We start from the raw sequence: 21,537 nt of genomic DNA on the forward strand, positions 1-21,537 counted from the left end.
ATAGGTGGCTAAGTCGTCTCCGGTCAAGAAGGCCTGGCGTTCCCTGACCTGGCTAGGCGTGATTATCGTCGGCCTGATCGCCCTCAACGCTTTTGGGGTGTTCACCCAGAACGGATCATGGACGCCGAAACTGGCGCTTGACCTTGAGGGTGGAACACAGATCATCCTCGCCCCCCGGGTTGAGAGCGGCGCCTCAGTGACTTCGGAGCAGCTCACTGAAGCCGTGGGTATCATTCGCCAGCGTGTCAACTCCTCGGGGGTATCCGAGGCGGAGGTCAACACTCAGGGCGGACGAAACATCGTCGTGTCGATCCCCGGCACCCCCGATGACGCCACCCTGGAACGCATCAAGTCGTCAGCGAAGCTCGAGTTTCGGGCGGTGCTCGTGGCCGGTCAGCCGTCCGGCCAGACCGTCGGTGCTGACGGAACGGCAACACCGGTACCGCAAGCTCCTGTCGATCCGAGCCTGTCGACCACTCCCGCCGTGGCGCCGACCAACGCAAGCGACTTGAACTACGTCACCCCAGCGCTCCAGGCCGAGTACGACGCCTTCGACTGCAGTAAAATTAATACCACCAACGTGGCGCCGGCCGACCAGCCCCTGATCACCTGCGAAACAGATGGCTCCGTCAAGTACATCCTGGGTCCGGTCGAAGTAGACGGTTCCACGATCGCCAACGCGACCAACGGCCAGGTCACGACGCAAAACGGTGCAACCACCGGCGAGTGGGCTGTCAATATCGTTTTCAACAATGATGGAACCGCGAAGTTCGCTGACGTCACGACCCGGCTATTCGACCTCACCGGTGTGCAGAACCAGTTCGCGATTGTGCTCGATGGCCGTGTCATCTCTGCACCAGCCACCCAGGGCGCCATCCTCGATGGCAAGCCGCAGATCACCGGGTCATTCGACCAAGACAGTTCCAAGGCCCTGGCCGACCAGCTCAAGTTCGGTGCCCTTCCGATCAGCTTCACCGTGCAGAGCCAGGACACCATTTCGGCGACGCTCGGGTCGACCCAGCTCGTCAACGGGCTGATCGCCGGCCTGATCGGCCTGATCCTCGTGGTCTTGTACTCGCTTGCGCAGTACCGTCTCCTCGGCCTGATCACGGTTGCATCGCTTGGCGTGGCAGCGGTGATCACCTACCTGCTCATCACCATCCTGTCCTGGCGCGAAGGCTATCGCCTGTCTCTGGCCGGTGTGGCTGGTTTGATCGTGGCTATTGGTATCACTGCCGACTCGTTCATCGTGTACTTCGAACGTGTCCGTGATGAGCTGCGTGACGGTCGCGGGTTGGAGTCCTCGGTCGAGGCCGGCTGGAAGCGGGCTTTCCGGACCATCGTCGCCTCTGACGTCGTCAATTTTCTTGCCGCTGCCGTGTTGTTCGTGCTCGCCGTCGGCAACGTGCGCGGTTTCGCATTGACGCTTGGCCTCACGACGATCGTCGATCTCCTCGTGGTCAGCGTGTTCACGCACCCGATGCTGCAGCTGGTCGCCCAGACGAAGTTCTTCAATGAGGGCCACAAACTCAGCGGGCTTGATCCGCGAGCACTCGGCGCCGTCTACCGGGGACGGGCCCGATTTGCGCCATCGGCGTCGGTGTCCGCTTCCAAGGTCTCATCCTCGAGCAAAGAGGCAGCGAAGCGACAAACCATCGCCGAGCGTAAAGCTTCCGACCTCGTAAGCACCAGCACTGAACGATCGACTAACGAGAAGGATTCCTGATGGCTAGCTTCTCGAAATTTGGAAACGACCTCTACACGGGCGCTCGTTCGCTCGATATCGTCGGGCGTCGAAAGCTCTGGTACTTGATCGCCGGAGGAATGGTCCTCATCGCCTTGGTCGGTCCGTTCCTGTTGCGTGGCGGCTTTGTCTTTGGTATCGAATTCACCGGGGGCAGCGAGTTCGTTGTCTCGCAGACGACCAGCCAGTCCGAGACCACGGCAACGGATGCCGTCGCAAGCGTCGTTCCAAATGCCATCCCGAAGGTCTCCACGATCGGCAACGACGGCGTCCGGGTGCAGACCGACCAGCTGTCGGAAGCTGAGACGACGAGCGTGCGAGACGCTCTCGCAACCGCCTACGATGTTCCCGTCGCTGAAGTGGCCACTTCGTTCATCGGTGCGACCTGGGGGCAGGACATCACCGGGCAGGCTCTTCGTGCCCTGGTTGTGTTCCTCGTACTGGCCGGAATTATCATGGCGATCTACTTCCGTACCTGGAAGATGTCCGTGGCGGCGATGGTCGCCCTACTGCACGACCTCGTGATCACCGCGGGCTTCTATGGAATAACCGGTTTTGAAATCACTCCAGCGGCGGTGATCGGGTTTCTCACGATCCTCGGGTACTCGCTCTACGACACCGTCGTTGTCTTCGACAAGATTCGCGAGAACACGAATTTCGACGGGTCAGGTTCAAGCCGAACGTTCTCTGAGTCGGTCAATCTGGCGGTCAACCAGACACTCGTGCGATCCATCAACACCTCCGTCGTGGCGGCCCTGCCCGTGGCATCCATTTTGTTCATCGGTGCGTTCGTTCTGGGCGCCGGTACCCTGCGCGACATCTCTCTCGCTCTGCTTATCGGAATCCTGGTCGGCACCTACTCGACCATCTTCATTGCGTCACCGATGTATGCCCAGCTGCGAAATGGTGAGGATGTCATTCGTAAACACGACAAGAAAGCCCTCGCCGCTCGCGCCAAGGCGTCAGGTCCAACCGCGGAGAGCATCACGGTGTAGTCGCAGGAATGTGCACGGCGAGAAGCGGCCGGCCCTTTTGGGTCGGCCGCTTCTGCGTGTGATCGAGACGTGATCGCTGGGGGCGTAAGGGCGAGCCTCAGAGAACCGGCATAATTGACAGTACGCACACCCGCCCCTGCAGAGCGTGAAGTACGAGGTGAGACTATGACCGACACGACGACACCATCCCCGGCCTCGCTGCGCCGACTTGTGCCGCGCATCTTCTCCCGCGCGCAGCCTGCCGGTGCCGTTGATCGCTTGATCAAGACGGTCCGGTCGAATCATCCCAAGGTTGATCTGTCGATCATCGAACGCGCGTATACCGCTGCCGAGCGAGCACACGACGGGCAGTTTCGGCACAGTGGGGAGCCGTATATCACGCACCCGGTTGCGGTAGCTCAGATTCTGGCCGACCTGGGCATCGGTACCAAGACCATCGCCGCAGCGCTGCTGCACGACACCGTGGAAGACACCGACTACACCCTCGACGCACTGCGGGCCGACTTCGGCGATGAAATCGCGATGCTGGTGGATGGGGTCACCAAGCTCGACAAGGTGAAGTACGGCGATTCGACCCAGGCTGAGACCGTGCGCAAGATGATCGTCGCAATGTCCAAAGACATTCGGGTGCTCATCATCAAACTGGCCGACCGGCTGCACAATGCGCGCACCTGGGGCTTCGTGCCCAACGAATCCGCCGTGCGAAAAGCAACAGAGACCTTGGAGATCTACGCGCCCCTGGCGCATCGGCTGGGAATCCAGACCATCAAATGGGAACTCGAAGACCTGTCTTTTGCGGTGCTGTACCCCAAGTTGTACGCCGAGATCGAAAGTCTGGTCAAGCAGCGCACGCCGCAGCGCGAAGAGTTCGTTCAGCAGGTCATCGACACCATCAACGACGACCTCAAATCAGCACGCATTCGCGGCAAAGTTGCCGGTCGACCCAAACAGTATTACTCGATCTACCAGAAGATGGTCGTGCGCGGCCGGGAGTTCGATGAGATCTACGACCTCGTCGGTATTCGCGTTCTCGTGAACTCTCTGCGGGACTGCTACGCCGTGCTGGGTTCCATCCACGCCAGATGGACACCACTGCCCGGCCGGTTCAAGGACTACATCGCCACCCCGAAGTTCAACCTGTACCAGTCCCTGCACACGACCGTTCTCGGCCCGAGCGGTCGCGCGGTGGAAATCCAGATTCGCACCACCGAGATGCACCAGCGTGCTGAGTTTGGCGTTGCCGCGCATTGGAAGTACAAGGAACAGGTCAACGGTAAGAGCACCGGCGGGCCAGGTCTCCAGAGCGATACCGATATGGCGTGGCTCGCGCACATCTCTGACTGGCAGGCCGAAACGGCCGACCCGGGCGAGTTCCTTGACTCCCTGCGTTATGAGATCGGCGCCAAGGAGGTTTACGTTTTCACGCCGAAGGGCCGGGTCATCGGCCTGCCCTCCGGCGCCACCCCGGTCGACTTCGCCTATGCGGTGCACACCGAGGTTGGCCACCGCACCATGGGTGCCAAAGTCAACGGCCGACTGGTGCCGCTGGAGAACGAACTGATCACCGGCGACGTCGTCGAGGTGTTCACTTCCAAGAACCCTGACTCCGGCCCGAGCAAGGATTGGCTGAACTTCGTCAAGAGCCCCCGGGCGCGCAACAAGATCCGGCAATGGTTCACGAAAGAACGCCGCGACGAAGCCATTGAACAGGGTCGCGACGCCATCGCGCGTGCGATGCGCAAGCAGAACCTGCCTCTGCAGAAGCTGATGAACCAGGATTCCTTCGCGGAGGTAGCGGCCCAGCTCAAGTACGAAGACGTTTCGGCGCTTTATGCCGCTGTGGGTGAAGGTCACGTTTCAACCCAGTCGGTGCTCGAAAAGGTTGTCTCGTCGGTGCAAAGCATCGAAGACAACGACAACAACGATTTTCCGGTCGCCGCACGGGGTCGCACCCAGTCCACCCGCAATACGGATTCGGGAGTGCTCGTGCGCGGTGCGCCCGACATTCTGGTCAAACTCGCGCGTTGTTGTACTCCCGTGCCCGGTGACAAGATCGTCGGTTTCGTCACTCGTGGCGCCGGCGTTTCGGTGCATCAGGCTTCCTGCCACAATGTGCAGTCGCTGCTCAAAGAACCGGAGCGCATGATCGAGGTCGATTGGGCACCCACCTCCAAGAGCCTGTTCCTCGTGCATATACAAATTGAAGCTCTCGACCGTGCCGGGCTGCTCTCCGACGTCACCCGGGTGCTGTCAGAACACCACGTGAACATTCTCTCGGCTACCGTCAACACCTCGAGTGACCGGCTGGCGCTGAGCCGTTTTGTGTTCGAAATGGGTGACACCACTCATCTCGACCGCGTATTGAACGCGGTGCGTCGCATCGATGCCGTTTATGACGTCTACCGGGTCAGCGACGGCTAACCTGCGGTGATGGTTGCAGCACGCTGCGGGCTCTGCAGCCGCAGGGCTTGCAGGGGTGCCCGGACGGCTGCCAATCGCTCCACGGCGAGCGTGCTGTGAGCGGGGCTGCCGCGTTTGCAGAGGCGAATGGCGGCCGAGACATCGGGGTACTCGCCGTAGTGCAGGAGGCGGGCCAGCAGGGCGGTGATTCCGGCGGTCGACGTCGTGCCGGGCGTGTAGCGGGCGAGGTCGACCGCGGTACGCAGGGGCGTGGTGACCCGCACTCCCGAGATGGTGCGGACGTCATCGGGAGAACGCACGATTTCACGTACCTGTGCCCGGGGAGACCACACAGCGGTGGTGCGCGCGCTGATCAGCACGCAGAACTGGTGGCGACGCGGCTCCGGTGCGAGGCCATAGATCCACGCGGCGGTGAGTTGTTCAGCGATGGCGCGGGGCGGGACCAACTGGCTGGCGGCGATAGCCCGGGTGTCGCATCCGTCTATCTCATCGATCACGCACCAGGAGTCTGCGACTTGAAAGACCTGGCCATCGAGGCGGGCGCTGTAGAGCTCGGTGAGCGGGAGATCGTTTATGGTGAGCGGTCGTCCCGGTAGATTCGTCATGTTCCCAGAGTGACGGTCTTACCCATTCAGATCCCTCGAGGGGCCGCATCTGTGGACAATGTGCGGACCCCCGTGGAGTGTGCATAACTCCGCGGGGAGTCCGCTGCTGCTCTGGCTACTGGCCGATCGCCTTCAGCCAGGCCTTGCGGGCCTCGAGCGCTTCGGTGGCGTCCTTGATGGCGCGCGCGTTTTGCCCCTTCTCCGCCGCGACCAGCTCAGCCTCGAGCTTGGCAATCGCGTCGTTCAGCTGGCCGGCGAGGCCCTCCGTGCGGGCCTTCGTCTCCGGGTTGTTGCGCTTCCAGTGGTCGTCATCGAGTTTGCGGACGACGGCTTCCACCTTGCGAAGACGATCTTCGATCGGCTTGACCTGGTCGCGGGGGACCTTGCCGATTTCATCCCACTTGCGCTGGATCACGGTGAGCGTGTCGCGGCCGGCGTTGCGGTCGCTCGTGGTGAGCAGTGTTTCGGCCTCGGTCAGCAGTTCAAGCTTGAGGACGAGGTTCGCGGAGAACTCTTCGTTGTCCTGGGCTTCGACCTCGCTCTTGACCGCGTAGAGCACATCGCCGGCGGCCTTGAACTTCGCCCACATAGCGTCGTCCTGCTTCTTGCCGCTGCGACCGGCCTTCTTCCACTCGTCGAGCAGGTTTCGGTACGTCGAGACGCCATCGGCACCCTGCGGGGCCAGGGCCTCCGCCTGTTCGATCAAGTGCTGCTTCTTGGTGCGCACGTCTTTGTGAGCGCTGTCGAGCTCGGCGAAGAAGGCCTTGCGGTTTTGCTCGATCGTCGTGCGTGCGGCACGGAAGCGCTTCCACAGGTCGTTGGCTTCCCCCTTGGGAATGCGCGGGGCATCGTGCTGGTGTGCCTGCCATTTGGCGAACAGGGCGTCCAGTGCGGCGCTGGTCTGCTTCCACTGCGTCTTCGCCGGATCTTCGGCGGCGAGACGCTCGGCCTCGGTCACGATCTCGGCCCGCTCAGCGACGGCGGCAGCGGACGCGGCCTTGGTCTCGATGCTCTGCTGCTCGGTGAGCTCACTGACGGCCCCGCCGAGGGCTCCGAGACGTTCGGCCAGTGCGGCGAGATTGCCAACGGCGTTGGCGTTGGCAACGGCGACGGTCAGGTTGGCGACCGATTTGGCGATATCCACTGCCGGAGCGCCACCTTTCGCGCGCTGTTCGAGCAGGGTGACTTGCCCGTTGAGCTCAACGTACTTGCGTTCGAAGTAGGCCAAGGCCTCTTCCGGAGTGGCATCCGGGTACTGGCCGACGGCGCGTTCACCGGCGGCCTCGCGCACGTAGACCGTGCCGGTTTCGTCTACGCGACCCCATGGTTGCTGATCTGTCGTAGTCAAGAGCCTCACCTTTGCTGAGTTGTTGTGTGTGGATCCGCGGGAGGGACGAGTGCGGATCCAGGAAATACCCTGATAAGCCTATTGCAATAGCGCAGGCGGGTCGATTGATCCTACTGAACTGTTATGCCCGTGATCGTCGTTGGCACCTTCGGGGCACCGTCACCGGCACCATCCGCGGTTCCGGCATCCGTGATCTGGGCCTTGAGCTCGTCCAGGCCACTCGTGACGTGGCCGAGCACGGTATAGCCACCGCCCGCGTCTGATGGGATGGTCGTGTCGTCATAGACCACGAAGAACTGACTACCCATGCTGTACCCATTTCCACCTTGACGGGCCATCGCGAGTGTTCCGGCGGGGTAGATATCCTCGGCCGGGGCGTTCTCCACAGGCCCGTAACTGTAACCCGGGCCGTGCGTAGCCTCTGCGCCCGTTTTTTCGGCGTCAGGATCGCCGCACTGCAGCACGAAGAACCCACCCGTGGTGAGGCGATGGCATGTGACGCCGGTGTAGAAACCGCTCTGGGCGAGGCTGATGGTGGAAGAGACCGCCTGAGGTGCGAGCGCACCGTCAAGCTCGATGCCGAGGTTGACATCGTTGAGGGTGAGGGTTCCAGTCCAGGTGCGGCCTTCGGCGAGGGTGCTCGCGGGGACGTCTCCGGTGTTCTCACCCGCTGCTGTGCCGGGGGCTGTCGGAGTGGTAGTCGCCGCTGCTGTGGGTGCAGGGGTACCGGGGCCGCCGTCGAAATAGAAGACCTGAGCGATTACGATCAGGGTCAGCACCACGAGCAGACCGCCGCCGGCGATCACGTTGTCGCGCACACGACGCTTCTTCTGGTGCTCGTGCACGGCCCGTCTGGCTTGGTAGGAACGAACGCGTCCGCGCTCTTCACGTGCCGCACGCTCGAGCTTGTAATTCGAAGCCACTAGAACCCCTCCAGGGCCGTCGGGGTTGGCGACGACCGAACACAAAGCAATCGGACGCGTCGTGCTCCCGATCTCGTAGAACTCTACGCACAAACTACGCTGGAAGAATGTCGGATGCTCAACCGGGTCTGCGTAGTGGTGCGACCCCCCTCGCCGTACGAATGCGCCCAAAAACTCTTGACGAGGTCGCCGGCCAGCGCCACCTGCTGACGCCGGGTTCGCCATTGGTGAGTCTCGCGAGCGACAAGACCGGGGAGCGCGGCAGCGTGTCGGTCATCTTGTGGGGACCGCCCGGCACCGGAAAAACCACGCTCGCGCAAGCTATCGCGCACAGCTCAGGGCGACGATTCGTCGAGCTGTCCGCCGTGACGGCCGGCGTACGTGACGTGCGGCAAGTGATGGAAGATGCCCGTACCAATCGCGATTTGTACGGCCTCGCGACGGTGCTGTTTCTCGACGAGATCCACCGCTTCTCCAAGGCCCAACAAGATACCCTGCTGCCCGGGGTCGAGAACGGCGTCGTCATCCTGGTCGCCGCGACGACCGAGAACCCGTCGTTCTCGATCATTTCCCCTTTGCTGTCTCGTTCGCTGTTGCTCACCCTCGAAGTTCTCAGCGACGACGACCTCGGCATCGTCGTCGATCGTGCCGTCACCGATGCGCGCGGCTTGGCCGACCGGTTCGAACTCGAACCCGAAGCCCGAGGCGCGATCATCCGACTCGCCTCCGGTGATGCGCGGCGGGCACTGACCGCGCTGGAGGCAGCATCCGTTTCGGCCGAATCGACGCTCGAAGCGGGAGCTACCGGCAAGCCCGTCATCACGACCGATGTTGTCGCCCTCGCCGTTGATCGTGCCTTACTGCGCTACGACCGCAACGGTGACGAGCACTACGACGTGATCAGCGCGTTCATTAAATCGGTGCGCGGCAGCGACGTCGACGCTGCGCTGCACTACCTGGCGCGCATGATCGAGGCCGGCGAAGATCCGCGCTACATCTGCCGGCGCATTATCGTTCTCGCCTCGGAGGACATCGGAATGGCGGACCCGCAATCGCTCCTGATCGCTGTAGCCGCCGCCGACGCCGTGCAACTGATCGGCATGCCTGAGGGCCGTATACCGCTGGCTCAGGCCGTCGTGCACCTCGCAACGGCCCCCAAGTCCAATGCCTCCTACATGGCGCTCGACGCGGCGATCGCCGACGTGCGGGCCGGCAAGATGGGCCGAGTACCCAAGGGCATGCGCGACGCGCATTACCCTGGTGCCAAACGACTCGGTCATGGCAAGGGGTACGTGTACCCGCACGATGATGCGCTCGGCGTGGTCACTCAACAGTATCCGCCGACCGAATTGAAAAACACGCGTTACTACGAGCCCACCGAGCATGGCCACGAACGCGACATTTCCGCACGCCTGCTCAAAATTCGTAGGATAGTGCGCAATCAGTAACAGTGCCCCCGTGTGCTAGCCTTATCCCTGCCTACAACTGGTTTCGGCATGCGGCTGCGTCCGTTTCCAGTTTGGAGGGGAATCGTTCTGTAGCCGAACGTCCCGTGGCACCCAATCCTCTGATCTCCCATGACCTGTGTCGGTTACGTCCGCACTCGCCCTGGTATCCCTGTTATTGAGTCCGATCGAAAGGAAACCGTGTCTACCAAGTCACGTACCCGCAGTAAAACTCGCCTCTCGCGCGCCCTGGGCATTGCCCTCACGCCGAAGGCAGCCCGCTTCCTCGAGAAGCGCCCCTATGCACCCGGTGAGCACGGCCGCACCAAGCGCAAGACCGATTCGGACTACGCCGTGCGCCTTCGCGAAAAGCAGCGCTTACGCGCCCAGTACGGCATCCGCGAAGCCCAGCTCAAAATTGCTTTCGAGCAGGCTCGTCGTCGTCAGGGACTGACCGGTGAGAACCTCGTCGAGATCCTCGAGACCCGTCTCGATGCTCTTCTCGTTCGTTCCGCGATTGCGCGCACCACGGCCCAGGCGCGTCAGATGATCGTGCACCGTCACATCCTCGTTGACGGAGAGCTCGTCGACCGGCCCTCCTTCCGCGTGAAGCCGGGCCAGCTCATGCACGTCAAGGCTCGCAGCGAGGGCATGGAGCCCTTCCAGGTTGCAGCAGCCGGCGGACACGTCGACCTGCTCCCCAAGCTCCCGCCGTACCTCGAGGCTGAGCTCGACAAGCTTCAGGCCCGCCTCGTGCGCGCCCCGAAGCGCATCGAGATTCCCGTGACGTGTGAAGTTCAGCTCGTCGTGGAGTACTACGCAGCTCGCTAAGTACCTGACCGATTGAGGGCAGCCCCCGGCTGTGTGAAACGGTACGCTGAAAAGCGGATCACCCCAGGGTGATCCGCTTTTTTGTATACCCGCGCTCCGCAGGAGCCGATCAAACTGAGTGGAGTCACCGTGTCAGGTGGAGATATTGCCGGTCTTATCGCAGCCGGCGTGTTCGCGATTCTGGTCGCGGTCATCGCTATTCCGCTGGTCAAATTGGGTCGGGTGTTTGATGAAACCACCGCGGCCATCCATGAACTCAGCGAGGGCATCACTCCGATGCTGACCGAAACGACCGATGCTATTCGCGGGGCCAACCAACAACTGGCTCGAGTGGACACCATCACGAGCAACGTGGCGGATGTCACCGGTAACGTTTCCGCGCTCGTCGCGTTGTTCGCCGCGACGGTTGGCGGACCGCTGATCAAGCTCGCCGGGTTCTCTGCCGGCGTGCGGGCGGCGTTTCGCGCCGGGCGGCCGCGGCCTCGGCGTGATCGGGGTTGACCGGCTACTCTGGACTCGGCGCTGATATTCTCGCGCCCGACTTATCGATGGCTACGGCTAGCGCAGATTCAGGGAGAAGTGCAATGAAGAACGTCATCTGGTTGGTCATCGGCGTAGCCGCGGGCTTCGTGGTGGCCCACGAGGTCAACAAGACCCAGCAAGGTAAACAGTTCTTCACCGAACTCGACACCAAGGCCCGCGAGTTCGGCGAGGCCATCTCCGAGGGCTACCGCCAGCGCGAGGCCGAACTGCACGCCGCGGTCGGCGACGCGCCGACGCCCACCGCGCCGTAGGCGTCCGGTCACACAGAACCACAGTCTTTCGCATCACCACACTCACGCACCATCAAAGCTACGGACACCATGCAGACTGCTGACATTCGCGGGCGCTGGCTCGACTTCTTCGCCGATCGTGGACACACCGTTGTGCCGTCCGCGTCATTGGTGAGCGACGATCCCACCCTTCTTTTCACCGTGGCCGGCATGGTGCCGTTCGTGCCATACCTCACCGGGCTCGTTCCAGCGCCATATCCGCGCGCCACGAGCGTGCAGAAGTGTATTCGCACTAACGACATCGAAGAGGTCGGTAAAACACCCCGGCACGGCACCTTCTTTCAGATGAACGGCAACTTCAGCTTCGGTGACTACTTCAAGGAAGAAGCCATCGGCTTCGCCTGGGAGCTGCTCACCACCCCGGAGAACCAGGGCGGCTACGGCTTTCGCGAAAGCGAACTGTGGGTCACCATCTACCTCGATGACGACGAGGCCTACCGTTACTGGCGTGCCATCGGCGTGCCGGACAACCGCATTCAGCGCCTCGGCATGGAATCCAACTACTGGTCCACCGGCCAGCCCGGCCCGGCTGGCCCCTGCTCAGAGATCTTCGTCGATCGCGGCCCAGCGTATGGAGCCGATGGCGGCCCGGCCACGGACGATGACCGTTACGTCGAAATCTGGAACCTCGTCTTCATGCAGTACCTGCGCGGCGAAAGTACCGGTAAAAACGACTTTCAAATTCTTGGCGACCTGCCCAAGAAGAACATCGACACCGGCATGGGCCTCGAACGCGTCGCCTTCCTCAAGCAGGGCGTCGAGAACATGTACGAAATCGACCAGGTGCGCCCGGTCCTCGACCGTGCCGCCGCACTCGCTGGCCGCCGCTACGGAGCCGACCACGACGACGACGTGCGCATGCGCATCGTCGCCGACCATGTGCGCTCCTCCCTCATGCTGATGAGCGACGGCGTCATGCCGTCCAACGAAGGCCGCGGCTATATCCTGCGGCGCCTCCTGCGCCGCAGCGTGCGCGCTATGCGCCTGCTCGGCGTCGACACCGTCAGCCTGCCCGAATTGCTGCCCGCCTCGCGTGACGCCATGAGCGCCGCCTACCCCGAGGTCAACAGCGACTTCGGACGCATCAGTCAGGCGGCGTTCGCCGAGGAAGAAACCTTCCTGCGCACCCTCGCGAGCGGCAGCACCGTTCTCGACCTTGCCGTGGCGAAGACGAAAAAGGCCAACAAGACCGAACTGGCCGGCCCGACGGCCTTCCTGTTGCACGATACCTACGGCTTTCCCATCGAGATCACCCTCGAGATTGCCGAAGAAGCCGGCCTGAGCGTCAACCGTGACGCCTTCGACGTGCTCATGACCAAGCAGCGCAGCCTGGCTAAGGCCGACGCGAAATCCAAGAAGACGACCCTCGCCGACCTCGGCGTCTACAGCCCGTTCCGAGCCCTTGGTGAGACCGTCTTCACCGGGTATGACAACCTGCGGAACGAGTCAACCGTGCTCGGCCTCATCGTCGACGGAGAGACCGTCACGAGCGCGGTTGCCGGTCAAACAGCCGAGGTTATCCTCGCCGAGACCGCGCTCTGGGCCGAATCCGGTGGGCAAGAGGCGGACGCCGGCCTCATCGTCGGCGCCGGTTACGAGCTCAAGGTGGTCGACGTGCAGAAGCCGGTCAGGGGCCTCATCAGCCACAAAGTACTCGTGCTCTCCGGCGAGGTAGGCGTGGGAGAGCGCGCCACGAGCGTCGTCGACGAAAGTTGGCGCCGCGGCGCCCGCCAGGCGCACTCCGGAACGCACGTGCTGCACGCCGCCTTACGGCAGGTTCTCGGCCCCAACGCCCATCAGTCCGGCTCCTACAACAAGGCTGGGTTCTTCCGACTCGATTTCTCCTGGAACCAGGCACTATCGCCGGCGACCCGCACCGAGATCGAAGAGATCTCCAACAACGCCATTCGTGACAACCTGCCAGTCACCACGCGGGAGCTGCCTCTCGCTGAAGCGAAGGCGCTTGGCGCTATGGCGCTGTTCGGCGAGAAGTACGGCGATGTCGTGCGCGTCGTCGACATTGGCGGCCCCTGGTCGCGTGAACTCTGCGCCGGAACGCACGTGTCCAGCAGCGCTGAGATCGGCATGATCAACCTCATCAGCGAAGCCTCGGTCGGATCGACCAACCGCCGCGTCGAGTCTCTGGTCGGCCTTGAAGCCTTCCGCGATCTCGCCGCTGAACGGGCCCTCGTCTCGCAGCTCACGTCGAGCCTGAAAACGCCGCGCGAACAGCTGCCAGAACGCATCAGCGACCTCGTGACGAGCCTCAGGGCGGCGGAGAAGAAGATCGCTTCCTTCGAGGCCCGCGCCCTGACCGACCGTGTTCCCGCCCTGCTGACCACGGCGCGCCGGGTCGGCGCCGTGACCGTTGTCGCCGAAGACCTCGGCGTGCTCGGTTCGCCCGACGACCTGCGCGTGCTGGCTCTGGCAACCCGAGATCGCCTTGGCACCGACGCGGTCGTTGTGGCGCTCTCCGCCATTGCCGCGGGCAAGCCCGTCGTGATCGTCGCCACCAACACGGCCGCGCGAGCTGCCGGTCACAAGGCCGGAAGCCTCGCCAAGACCGTTGCGGGAATTCTCGGCGGAGGCGGTGGCGGCAAGGACGACGTCGCGCAGGGGGGCGGCCCCAACGGCGACGCCATCCCGGCCGCGCTGCAGGCCGTCATAGCAGCGATCAGCCGCTAACGATGCGGTCAGGGGTGCGTGTCGGCGTCGACGTCGGCAAGGTGCGCATTGGCGTCTCCCGCAGTGACAACCACGGGATGCTTGCCACACCGGTCGAAACCGTTGCCCGCGACCTGGCCGGGCTGACCGACCTCGTGCGCATTCGAGCTGTAGTGCTCGAGCTTGACGCGGTCGAGGTCATCGTCGGTTTGCCCCTGGCTTTGTCGGGAAACGTGACCGCGTCGACCGACGACGCGATCGATTTCGCGGCGCGGCTCAATCGAATTCTCGACGTGCCGGTGCGCTTGGTCGATGAACGGCTCTCGACCGTGTCTGCGCAGTCGGCGTTGCGGGCGTCCGGTCGGTCCACGAAAACGCACCGGCCAGTGATTGATCAGGTGGCCGCGACTATCATTCTGCAACACGCGCTCGACAGTGAGCGTGCCTCAGGGCGGCCGCCAGGGTCGCCCGTCGAACCGACAGAGAGGCCGTAACCGTGTCGAGTTCCAACCCGGAAGAGCCGTTGCCGAGCCGTCGGCAGTTGCGCGCGCAGCAGGCCGCAGCGGAACAAGCGGCCGCGGGAGAGAGCCAGGCTGCGCCGCCTCCCGTCACCGTCGCCGGAGACGGACCGCTGTTGCCTCGATTGGCCAGCGAAGCAGCCGTGCCCCCTACCGACGCCACCGACTTTCGGATAGCGCACGAGAGCGGCGGCTCCGGCCACGGCCGTGCAAACCGGCGCTCACTCCTGGCCGACGAACCGCCGCGAGAAAAGCGCAGCCGTAAGGGTGCCTGGGGCTGCCTCATCGTCATTGCCGTGCTGGCTGCGCTCGTGGCCGGCGCCTACTTCTTTCTCCAAGGTCCCATCTCGCAAATCATCGCGGCCACACAGGGCCCCGCCGATTTCACGACAGAAGAAGCGGCCTCCGGTGAAGACGTGGTCGTCATGATTCACGGTGGTGACGGCGGCTCGGACATCGCCACCACCCTGGTAGACCGGGGCGTGGTGAAGAGCTTCGATGCGTTTTACACGCTCCTCTTAGAGGCTACCCCGGAGCCGGTGTTCCAGCCCGGTGCCTACCAGCTGAAGACTAAAATGGTCGCGAGCACAGCCCTGGATGCGCTGCTCGTTGACGGTACGCGACTACGCCAGACCGTCGTCGTTCCGGAAGGAACCGCGGCCGTCGACGTGTTGCAGTCGATATCCGAGGGCACTGACATTCCTCTCACCGATGTGCAGGCTGCTGCGGCCAACGTGGGCTCGTTCGGTTTACCGCCCGAAGCGACCACGCTCGAAGGTTTTCTCTTTCCTGCCACCTACACATTCTCACCGGGGGACACCGCCCAGGTCGTCCTGCAGGCCATGGTTGATCGGCAGTTCGAGGCCCTCGACGCGGCGGGGGTCGCTGTTGCCGACCGCTGGTCGACTGTCGTGTTCGCCTCACTCATTCAGCGAGAAGCTGGTCTCGCCGCCGATTACTACAAGGTATCCCGGGTCTTTCTGAACAGGCTGGAGCCAGCGCGGTGGCAGAGCGGTTTGCTGCAGTCCGATGCGACCGTCGCTTACGGTACGGGAAACACCCACCTCGTGACCACGACCGACGCCGAACGCGGCGATGCCGGCAACGCGTACAACACCTACGTGCACCCCGGCATGGTCGTCGGCCCCATCTCGAACCCGGGTGACCTGGCTATTGACGCCGCCCTGAATCCGCTGGACGGCCCGTGGCTGTTCTTCGTGACCGTCAACCTCGATACCGGCGAGACGGTCTTCTCCACGACCGTGGCAGAACACGACGCCGCGGTCGTCGTCTGGCAGAACTGGATGAGGGAGCACCCCGAATATGGATAGCCTCACCTCGAATCGGCTTGCGGTGCTCGGCTCGCCGATCAAGCATTCTCGTTCGCCGCTGGTGCACCGAGCCGCCTACCGGCAGCTGGGACTCGACTGGTCCTACGATGCCGTCGAGGTCAAATCGGGGTCCCTCGCCATGTTCCTGAGCAAGCTCAGGCCAGAATGGCGGGGTTTGTCACTCACGATGCCGCTCAAGCAAGAGGTTCTGCCGTTCATCGACGACTGCGACCGGGTTGCCCAGCTGACCGGTTCGGTCAACACGGTGCTGCTGCGCCGGGTCAAGGGGCGCGGCACACTGAGCGGCTTCAACACGGATGTTGCGGGTCTGGTGCGCGCCCTCGCCGAAAGTGGAGTCACCCAGGCGACGCACGTGACTCTGCTCGGAGCGGGCGCGACGGCGTCATCCGCTTTGATGGCGGCAGCAGAACTCGGCGCCGAGTTCGTCACGGTGCTCATGCGGGACGCACGGAAAGCGCAGCCACTGGTGGAGCTCGGCCGGACGTTGGGCATGGTCGTTGACCTGCAGGATTTCAGCGGGGTGAGCCGGGTCGACAGCGATGTCGTGATCAGCACACTGCCGGGAGGAACCGTGCTGCCGTCACCGCTTCCGCTGGAACTGCGCGAACGTGCCGTCTTGTTCGACGTCGCGTACTCACCGTGGCCGAGTGGGGTCGCCACGTCGTGGCAGGCGGCGGGGGGCACGGTGGTGAACGGACTCGGAATGCTGCTGCATCAGGCACTGATCCAAGTGCGGGTCTTCGTTACCGCTGACCCGTTTGAACCATTGCCCGACGAGCCGTCCGTGCTCGCGGCCATGCGCGGTGCGCTCACCCGTGACACTGGCTTCGACGATGCTGTGGAAAGATAGGAACCATGCTTCGTTGGCTTACCGCCGGAGAATCTCACGGCCCCGAACTCATCGCCATTGTCGAGGGTTTGCCCGCTGGAATCCCGGTCACCCTTGAATCGATCCGCCTCGATCTGGCGCGCCGCAAGCTCGGCTACGGCCGAGGCGCGCGCATGAAATTTGAGGAGGACGAGCTCACGCTCTCCGGTGGTGTGCGGCACGGGCTCACCCTTGGCGGCCCGGTCGCACTGCGTATTGGCAACTCGGAGTGGCCCAAATGGGTCGACGTGATGAGTGCAGCGCCGGTGGACCCAGGCACGATCAGCCGCGGTCGTGGGGCGCCGCTGACCCGGCCGCGGCCCGGTCACGCCGACCTGGTCGGCATGCAGAAGTACGACTTCGACGAAGCCCGCCCGGTGCTGGAACGCGCCAGCGCTCGGGAAACCGCCGCACGGGTCGCGCTGGGCGCCGTCGCCAGGTCCTTTCTGAACGAGCTGGGGATTCACCTGGTCAGCCACACGATCGCCATCGGACCGGTGCGCGTGCCAGACGGCGCGCCGTTGCCGTTGCCTGGAGACGTCGACGCCCTGGACGCTGACTTGCTGCGCTGCTTCGACGCCGCGACATCCGCTTTGATGGTCGCTGAAGTGGATGCCGCGCACGATGATGGTGACACCCTCGGCGGCGTGGTCGAAGTGCTCGCCTACAATCTCCCCCCAGGCCTCGGATCATTCGTGCACTGGGACCGCCGTCTGGATTCGCAGCTCGCCGCTGCCCTCATGGGCATACAGGCGATCAAGGGCGTCGAGGTTGGCGACGGTTTCGAGACGACCCGTCGTCGCGGGTCCGACGCGCACGACGAACTCGTGCAAGCGGATGGCGTGATTGTGCGGGTCAGCGACAAGGCCGGCGGCACAGAGGGCGGTATGAGCACCGGCACGGTGCTGCGCGTTCGCGCCGGCATGAAGCCGATCGCCACGATTCCCCGGGCATTGCGCACGGTCGACGTGGCAACGAGCGAGCCGGCAGCGGCGCACCACCAACGCTCCGACGTCTGTGCGGTTCCGGCGGCCGGTGTCGTCGCCGAGGCCATGGTGGCGCTCGTGCTCGCGAATTCGGTGCTCGAGAAGTTCGGCGGCGACTCGATCAAAGAGACCCGCCGTAACCTTCAGTCTTATCTGGCCGAAATTCCCGCCAACCTGCGCACGGGGGCGTCCAGCGACGCGACACTGTGACGAGTTTTCGGCCTGAGCGATGCTGAGTCTGCGTAACTCGTTGCTGCCGATCGTCTTCATCGGGCCGATGGCCTCCGGTAAGACCAAGATCGGTCGCCGAGTGGCGCGCGGCCTGGACGTGCCCTTCATCGACACCGATAAACGCATCGTTGAACGCTACGGTCCGATTGGCGAGATCTTCGCTCGGGAGGGCGAAGAGTACTTTCGCATCATCGAGCGCGAAGCCGTCGATTGGGCTCTCGGCGAGCCCGCCATCGTGTCGCTCGGTGGGGGAGCGGTGCTGAATGCCGACACCCAGTCTGATCTCGAAAACGCGACGGTCGTCTACCTGAGCGTCACGACGGCGGCAGTGCAGGCGCGCCTGGGGGGCGGCAAAAGGCCGCTTTTGGCGGGGGGAATCACCGACTGGGAACGCATTTACAACGTTCGTCGCTCCATCTATGAGGCCCTCGCGACGATTCACCTGGATACTTCCAACCGACCCATCAGCGGCATCGCCGATGAAATCGTGAATTGGGTACAAGAAAGAAATGATGAGTGAGATTTTCAGGATGACCGAGATGACCGAGCAGCCCGCAACTACCGTGATCACCGTGACGGGGGTCGATAGCTATCAGGTCCACGTGGGGCGTGGCCTCGTCACCACCGTCGCCGAGCAGCTGGGCAGCGGCGTCAACAAGGTACTTATCGTGCACACCTCCACCGTCGGTGCCCGCGCCGTTGCACTGCGGGATAGCCTGCTCGAAACCTATTCCGAAGTATTGCTCGCTGAAGTTCCCGACGCCGAGGCCGCCAAGCGCGTCGAGGTAGCTGCGTTCTGCTGGGGCGTGATGGGTCAATCGGACTTCAGCCGCACCGACGCCGTGATCGGACTCGGTGGCGGCGCGGTCACCGACCTCGCCGGTTTCGTTGCGGCTACCTGGCTGCGCGGCGTGAAGCTCGTGCAGATTCCCACGAGTGTACTCGGCATGGTCGACGCCGCCGTTGGCGGCAAGAACGGCATCAACACCGCCGAGGGTAAGAACCTCGTCGGCACCTTCTACGCGCCCGCCGCCGTGCTCTGCGACCTGGACCTGCTCGACGCGCTGCCGAAAAATGAGATCCTGGCCGGTTTCGCTGAAATCGTGAAGGCCGGCTTCATCCAGGTTCCCGAAATTCTCGACATCATCGAAGCGGATGTCGACCGCGCCACCGACCCGACAACCGTCGAATTTCGCCGGCTGATCGAACTGTCCATCGCGATGAAAGCCCGCATCGTGGGGGAGGACTTCAAGGAGGTCGGCCTCCGTGAGATCCTCAACTACGGCCATACCCTCGGCCACGCGGTCGAGCACGCCGAACGGTACGGCTGGCGCCACGGCGCTGCCGTTGCCGTCGGCATGATGTTCGCGGCCGAGCTCGCCGCCCTGAGTGGCCGGCTCCCGGTCGAGGTCGTCGACCGGCACCGCAGCATTCTCGAATCGCTGACCCTGCCCACCGGCTATCCGGTGGGTCGCTGGCCTACCCTGCTCGCCACGATGCAGCGCGATAAGAAGACGCGCAGCGGCATGCTGCGCTTTGTCGTGCTCGACGATGTGGGCAAGCCCACCATCCTCGAAGGCCCGGACGCGTCCTTGTTGTTCAGCGCGTACCAGGCCATCGGCCAGTAGCCTCAGGCTGGAACAGCCTTCGTGGCACTGGCCACGGCATCTTCTCCGGCGGTGTCGGTTTCGTCCGAGTCGGCAAACGGGGTCATCGTGGTCATGAGCTCGGAGCGGATGAGGAAGCGCACACCGCGCGGGGCTTCGGCGCTGAAGCCGCTGCCGCGACCCGGTACGACGTCGACGGTGAGGAAGGTGTGGCTCCAGTAGGTGAACTGTTCGGCCGACATCCAGAAGTCAAGGGGCTGGCTGGGCTCATTGGCCGGAGCGATATCGAACTGGCCGAGGCGCACGTCCTGGTCGGAGGTGATGAACTCGCCGGCCATGAACAGCATCGGGGAACTACCGTCGCAGCATCCGCCGGACTGGTGGAACATGAGGGGTCCGTGCTCCTCCCACAGGCTGCGGAGCAGGTCGACCGCGACCGGGGCGAGTTGCACGCGGGGAACGGTTTCATCGGCGATCGTGACCGATGCGGTGATCGTGGGTGTCGACATTGACTGACCTCCTGATAGACGGATGATGATAAAAAGGGCTGCCTACGACGTTACGTCGTTGGCAGCCCCCCGGCCAGACCTCCAGCGAACTCCCACCGATAGGGCTACTCGGCGACCAGATTGATCGGTTTAGAAGAAGCCGAGCTTATTTTCTGAGTAGGAAACCAGCAGGTTCTTGGTTTGCTGGTAGTGACCGAGCGCGAGCTTGTTGTTCTCGCGGCCGATGCCGGAGCTCTTATAGCCGCCGAACGCGGCGCCGGCCGGGTAGGCGTGATAGTTGTTGACCCAAACACGACCGGCCTGGATGTCGCGGCCAGCCCGGTAGGCGACGTTGCCGTTGCGCGACCAGACACCCGCTCCGAGGCCATAGATGGTGTCGTTGGCGATGGAAATAGCGTCGTCATAGTCGGTGAAGCTCGTCACGGCCAGTACCGGTCCGAAGATCTCCTCCTGGAACAGGCGCATCTTGTTGTGGCCCTCGAAGATGGTCGGCTGCACATAGTAGCCGTCGGTGAGGTCACCGCCAAGATCGGCACGTTCGCCGCCGAGCGCCAGTTTCGCGCCCTCCTTGGTGCCAATGTCGATGTACGACAGGATCTTCTCGAGCTGGTCGTTGCTGGCCTGTGCGCCCATCTGGGTGTCCGTGTCGAGCGGGTTGCCCTGGATGATCTTTCTGGCGCGGGTGACCGCGTCCCCGAGGAAGCTGTCGTAGATCGGCTTCTGCAGCAGCGCCCGGCTGGGGGCCGTGCAGACCTCTCCCTGGTTGAAGGCGAACAGCACGAAGCCTTCCTGGGCCTTGTCGTAGAAAGCATCCTTCGCCTCTGCAACGTCGCTGAAGAAGATATTCGGGCTCTTACCGCCGAGCTCGACGGTCGACGGGATGATATTGGCCGAGGCGTACTGAAGAATCAGGCGGCCGGTGGTGGTTTCCCCGGTGAAGGCGATCTTGCGGATGCGGTTGCTCGAGGCGAGCGGCTTGCCGGCCTCGAGGCCGAAACCGTTGACGATGTTGACTACTCCCGGGGGGAGGATGTCGCCGATGAGCTCCATCAGCACGAGAATCGAGACCGGGGTCTGCTCGGCTGGCTTGAGGACGACCGCATTGCCGGCGGCGAGGGCAGGGGCAAGCTTCCAGACGGCCATCAAAATGGGAAAGTTCCACGGAATGATCTGGCCGACAACGCCGAGCGGCTCGTGGAACTGATACGAGACCGTGTCGCCGTCAAGCTGGGCGTGGTCGCCGTCTTGGGCGCGGATCGCCGAAGCGAAGTAGCGGAAGTGGTCGGCGGCGAGGGGAATGTCGGCATTGATCGTCTCGCGAATGGCCTTGCCGTTGTCCCAGGTTTCGGCGACGGCGAGCATTTCGACATTGGCGTCGATGAGGTCGGCGATCTTGCCTAGTACCGCGGCGCGCTCGGCGGGGCTGGTCTTGCCCCAGGCGGGAGCAGCCTTGTGCGCGGCGTCGAGCGCCAGTTCGATGTCTTCGGCGGTGCCCCGAGCCACCTCGGCGAATGCCTTGCCGGTGACCGGGGTGATGTCTTCGAAGTACTGGCCTTTGACGGGGGCGACCCATTCGCCGCCGATCCAGTTCTCGTAGCGGGACTTGAAGGTAATTTTGGAGCCGGGTGTTCCTGGGACTGAATAGACGGTCATGTCA

At 63.5% G+C, this 21,537-nt stretch carries 18 protein-coding genes and 1 pseudogene; 14 read left to right on the forward strand and 5 right to left on the reverse strand.

Annotated elements, in window-relative coordinates:
* Positions 1 to 4 precede the first annotated feature (4 nt).
* From secD to E3T38_RS10075, 3 genes are all read left to right on the forward strand, one after another.
* The gene (gene secD / locus E3T38_RS10065) at positions 5 to 1,726 is read left to right on the forward strand and encodes a protein translocase subunit SecD (protein ID WP_134548101.1); all 1,722 of its coding nucleotides are present in this window, start codon (positions 5 to 7) and stop codon (positions 1,724 to 1,726) included.
* On the forward strand, positions 1,726 to 2,739 hold the full coding sequence (secF, locus tag E3T38_RS10070) for a protein translocase subunit SecF (RefSeq protein WP_134548102.1): 1,014 nt from the start codon (positions 1,726 to 1,728) through the stop codon (positions 2,737 to 2,739). The genes secD and secF overlap by 1 nt, the downstream gene beginning before the upstream one ends.
* Before the next feature lie 165 nt (positions 2,740 to 2,904).
* Complete coding sequence (locus tag E3T38_RS10075) at positions 2,905 to 5,160, forward strand: bifunctional (p)ppGpp synthetase/guanosine-3',5'-bis(diphosphate) 3'-pyrophosphohydrolase (protein WP_134548103.1); 2,256 nt, start codon at positions 2,905 to 2,907, stop codon at positions 5,158 to 5,160.
* Here the strand turns inward: E3T38_RS10075 and E3T38_RS10080 are convergent.
* The 3 genes from E3T38_RS10080 to E3T38_RS10090 all read right to left on the reverse strand — a co-directional run bounded on the left by E3T38_RS10080 (position 5,157) and on the right by E3T38_RS10090 (position 8,036).
* Positions 5,157 to 5,765: a type IV toxin-antitoxin system AbiEi family antitoxin gene (locus tag E3T38_RS10080; protein ID WP_134548104.1), complete on the reverse strand. Its 609-nt coding sequence runs from the start codon at positions 5,763 to 5,765 to the stop codon at positions 5,157 to 5,159. The two genes, E3T38_RS10075 and E3T38_RS10080, sit on opposite strands and share 4 nt — an antisense overlap.
* A gap of 115 nt (positions 5,766 to 5,880) precedes the next feature.
* Positions 5,881 to 7,113, reverse strand: coding sequence for a DUF349 domain-containing protein (locus E3T38_RS10085; RefSeq protein WP_134548105.1), 1,233 nt, complete (start codon positions 7,111 to 7,113; stop codon positions 5,881 to 5,883).
* A gap of 110 nt (positions 7,114 to 7,223) precedes the next feature.
* A complete protein-coding gene (locus E3T38_RS10090; RefSeq protein WP_241984408.1) occupies positions 7,224 to 8,036 on the reverse strand; it encodes a peptidylprolyl isomerase in 813 nt (270 codons plus the stop codon).
* A 107-nt stretch (positions 8,037 to 8,143) separates the two neighbouring features.
* Here E3T38_RS10090 and E3T38_RS10095 point away from each other — a divergent pair, with 107 nt between their 5' ends.
* The 11 genes from E3T38_RS10095 to aroB all read left to right on the forward strand — a co-directional run bounded on the left by E3T38_RS10095 (position 8,144) and on the right by aroB (position 19,392).
* Entirely contained in the window at positions 8,144 to 9,484 is a 1,341-nt protein-coding gene (locus E3T38_RS10095) for a replication-associated recombination protein A (protein WP_134548107.1), read from the forward strand.
* A 198-nt stretch (positions 9,485 to 9,682) separates the two neighbouring features.
* Positions 9,683 to 10,312 (forward strand): 30S ribosomal protein S4, encoded by a 630-nt coding sequence (rpsD, locus tag E3T38_RS10100; protein WP_104200805.1) that lies wholly within the window; start codon positions 9,683 to 9,685, stop codon positions 10,310 to 10,312.
* Between the two features lie 129 nt (positions 10,313 to 10,441).
* Entirely contained in the window at positions 10,442 to 10,813 is a 372-nt protein-coding gene (locus tag E3T38_RS10105; protein ID WP_104198105.1) for a DUF948 domain-containing protein, read from the forward strand.
* Between the two features lie 83 nt (positions 10,814 to 10,896).
* Positions 10,897 to 11,106 carry a hypothetical protein gene (locus E3T38_RS10110; RefSeq protein WP_104197927.1) on the forward strand — a complete coding sequence of 70 codons (210 nt, stop codon included), beginning with the start codon at positions 10,897 to 10,899 and terminating at the stop codon, positions 11,104 to 11,106.
* Between the two features lie 69 nt (positions 11,107 to 11,175).
* The gene (gene alaS, locus E3T38_RS10115; protein WP_134548108.1) at positions 11,176 to 13,830 is read left to right on the forward strand and encodes an alanine--tRNA ligase; all 2,655 of its coding nucleotides are present in this window, start codon (positions 11,176 to 11,178) and stop codon (positions 13,828 to 13,830) included.
* A 2-nt stretch (positions 13,831 to 13,832) separates the two neighbouring features.
* Positions 13,833 to 14,303 carry a Holliday junction resolvase RuvX gene (ruvX, locus tag E3T38_RS10120; RefSeq protein WP_104197929.1) on the forward strand — a complete coding sequence of 157 codons (471 nt, stop codon included), beginning with the start codon at positions 13,833 to 13,835 and terminating at the stop codon, positions 14,301 to 14,303.
* Between the two features lie 2 nt (positions 14,304 to 14,305).
* Complete coding sequence (gene mltG, locus E3T38_RS10125; protein WP_241984409.1) at positions 14,306 to 15,658, forward strand: endolytic transglycosylase MltG; 1,353 nt, start codon at positions 14,306 to 14,308, stop codon at positions 15,656 to 15,658.
* The gene (locus tag E3T38_RS10130) at positions 15,651 to 16,529 is read left to right on the forward strand and encodes a shikimate dehydrogenase (RefSeq protein WP_134548109.1); all 879 of its coding nucleotides are present in this window, start codon (positions 15,651 to 15,653) and stop codon (positions 16,527 to 16,529) included. The genes mltG and E3T38_RS10130 overlap by 8 nt, the downstream gene beginning before the upstream one ends.
* A 5-nt stretch (positions 16,530 to 16,534) precedes the next feature.
* The gene (gene aroC / locus E3T38_RS10135; protein WP_134548110.1) at positions 16,535 to 17,743 is read left to right on the forward strand and encodes a chorismate synthase; all 1,209 of its coding nucleotides are present in this window, start codon (positions 16,535 to 16,537) and stop codon (positions 17,741 to 17,743) included.
* Positions 17,744 to 17,762: 19 nt separating this feature from the next.
* Positions 17,763 to 18,284, forward strand: a complete 522-nt coding sequence (locus tag E3T38_RS10140; RefSeq protein WP_241984410.1) for a shikimate kinase — start codon at positions 17,763 to 17,765, stop codon at positions 18,282 to 18,284.
* A 19-nt stretch (positions 18,285 to 18,303) separates the two neighbouring features.
* A complete protein-coding gene (aroB, locus tag E3T38_RS10145) occupies positions 18,304 to 19,392 on the forward strand; it encodes a 3-dehydroquinate synthase (RefSeq protein ID WP_134548269.1) in 1,089 nt (362 codons plus the stop codon).
* A 92-nt stretch (positions 19,393 to 19,484) separates the two neighbouring features.
* Here aroB and E3T38_RS10150 read toward each other — a convergent pair.
* Positions 19,485 to 19,880: pseudogene (locus E3T38_RS10150) on the reverse strand (DUF779 domain-containing protein); the annotation flags it as partial.
* 129 nt (positions 19,881 to 20,009) lie between these two features.
* Positions 20,010 to 21,533 carry an aldehyde dehydrogenase family protein gene (locus tag E3T38_RS10155; RefSeq protein WP_134548112.1) on the reverse strand — a complete coding sequence of 508 codons (1,524 nt, stop codon included), beginning with the start codon at positions 21,531 to 21,533 and terminating at the stop codon, positions 20,010 to 20,012.
* Between the last annotated feature and the right edge of the window lie 4 nt (positions 21,534 to 21,537).

The organism is Cryobacterium sp. Hb1, from assembly GCF_004403585.1.
Classification (GTDB): Bacteria; Actinomycetota; Actinomycetes; order Actinomycetales; family Microbacteriaceae; genus Cryobacterium; species Cryobacterium lyxosi.

What these genes read in the sequence shown, in the direction of transcription:
- E3T38_RS10095 (WP_134548107.1), top strand. Translation starts at nt 8,144, where the DNA reads ATGTCGGATGCTCAACCGGGTCTGCGTAGTGGTGCGACCCCCCTCGCC.
- E3T38_RS10075 (WP_134548103.1), top strand. Translation starts at nt 2,905, where the DNA reads ATGACCGACACGACGACACCATCCCCGGCCTCGCTGCGCCGACTTGTG.
- alaS (WP_134548108.1), top strand. Translation starts at nt 11,176, where the DNA reads ATGCAGACTGCTGACATTCGCGGGCGCTGGCTCGACTTCTTCGCCGAT.
- E3T38_RS10155 (WP_134548112.1), bottom strand. Translation starts at nt 21,533, where the DNA reads ATGACCGTCTATTCAGTCCCAGGAACACCCGGCTCCAAAATTACCTTC.
- ruvX (WP_104197929.1), top strand. Translation starts at nt 13,833, where the DNA reads ATGCGGTCAGGGGTGCGTGTCGGCGTCGACGTCGGCAAGGTGCGCATT.
- E3T38_RS10130 (WP_134548109.1), top strand. Translation starts at nt 15,651, where the DNA reads ATGGATAGCCTCACCTCGAATCGGCTTGCGGTGCTCGGCTCGCCGATC.
- E3T38_RS10140 (WP_241984410.1), top strand. Translation starts at nt 17,763, where the DNA reads ATGCTGAGTCTGCGTAACTCGTTGCTGCCGATCGTCTTCATCGGGCCG.
- E3T38_RS10110 (WP_104197927.1), top strand. Translation starts at nt 10,897, where the DNA reads ATGAAGAACGTCATCTGGTTGGTCATCGGCGTAGCCGCGGGCTTCGTG.
- aroB (WP_134548269.1), top strand. Translation starts at nt 18,304, where the DNA reads ATGACCGAGCAGCCCGCAACTACCGTGATCACCGTGACGGGGGTCGAT.
- secF (WP_134548102.1), top strand. Translation starts at nt 1,726, where the DNA reads ATGGCTAGCTTCTCGAAATTTGGAAACGACCTCTACACGGGCGCTCGT.
- aroC (WP_134548110.1), top strand. Translation starts at nt 16,535, where the DNA reads ATGCTTCGTTGGCTTACCGCCGGAGAATCTCACGGCCCCGAACTCATC.
- E3T38_RS10080 (WP_134548104.1), bottom strand. Translation starts at nt 5,765, where the DNA reads ATGACGAATCTACCGGGACGACCGCTCACCATAAACGATCTCCCGCTC.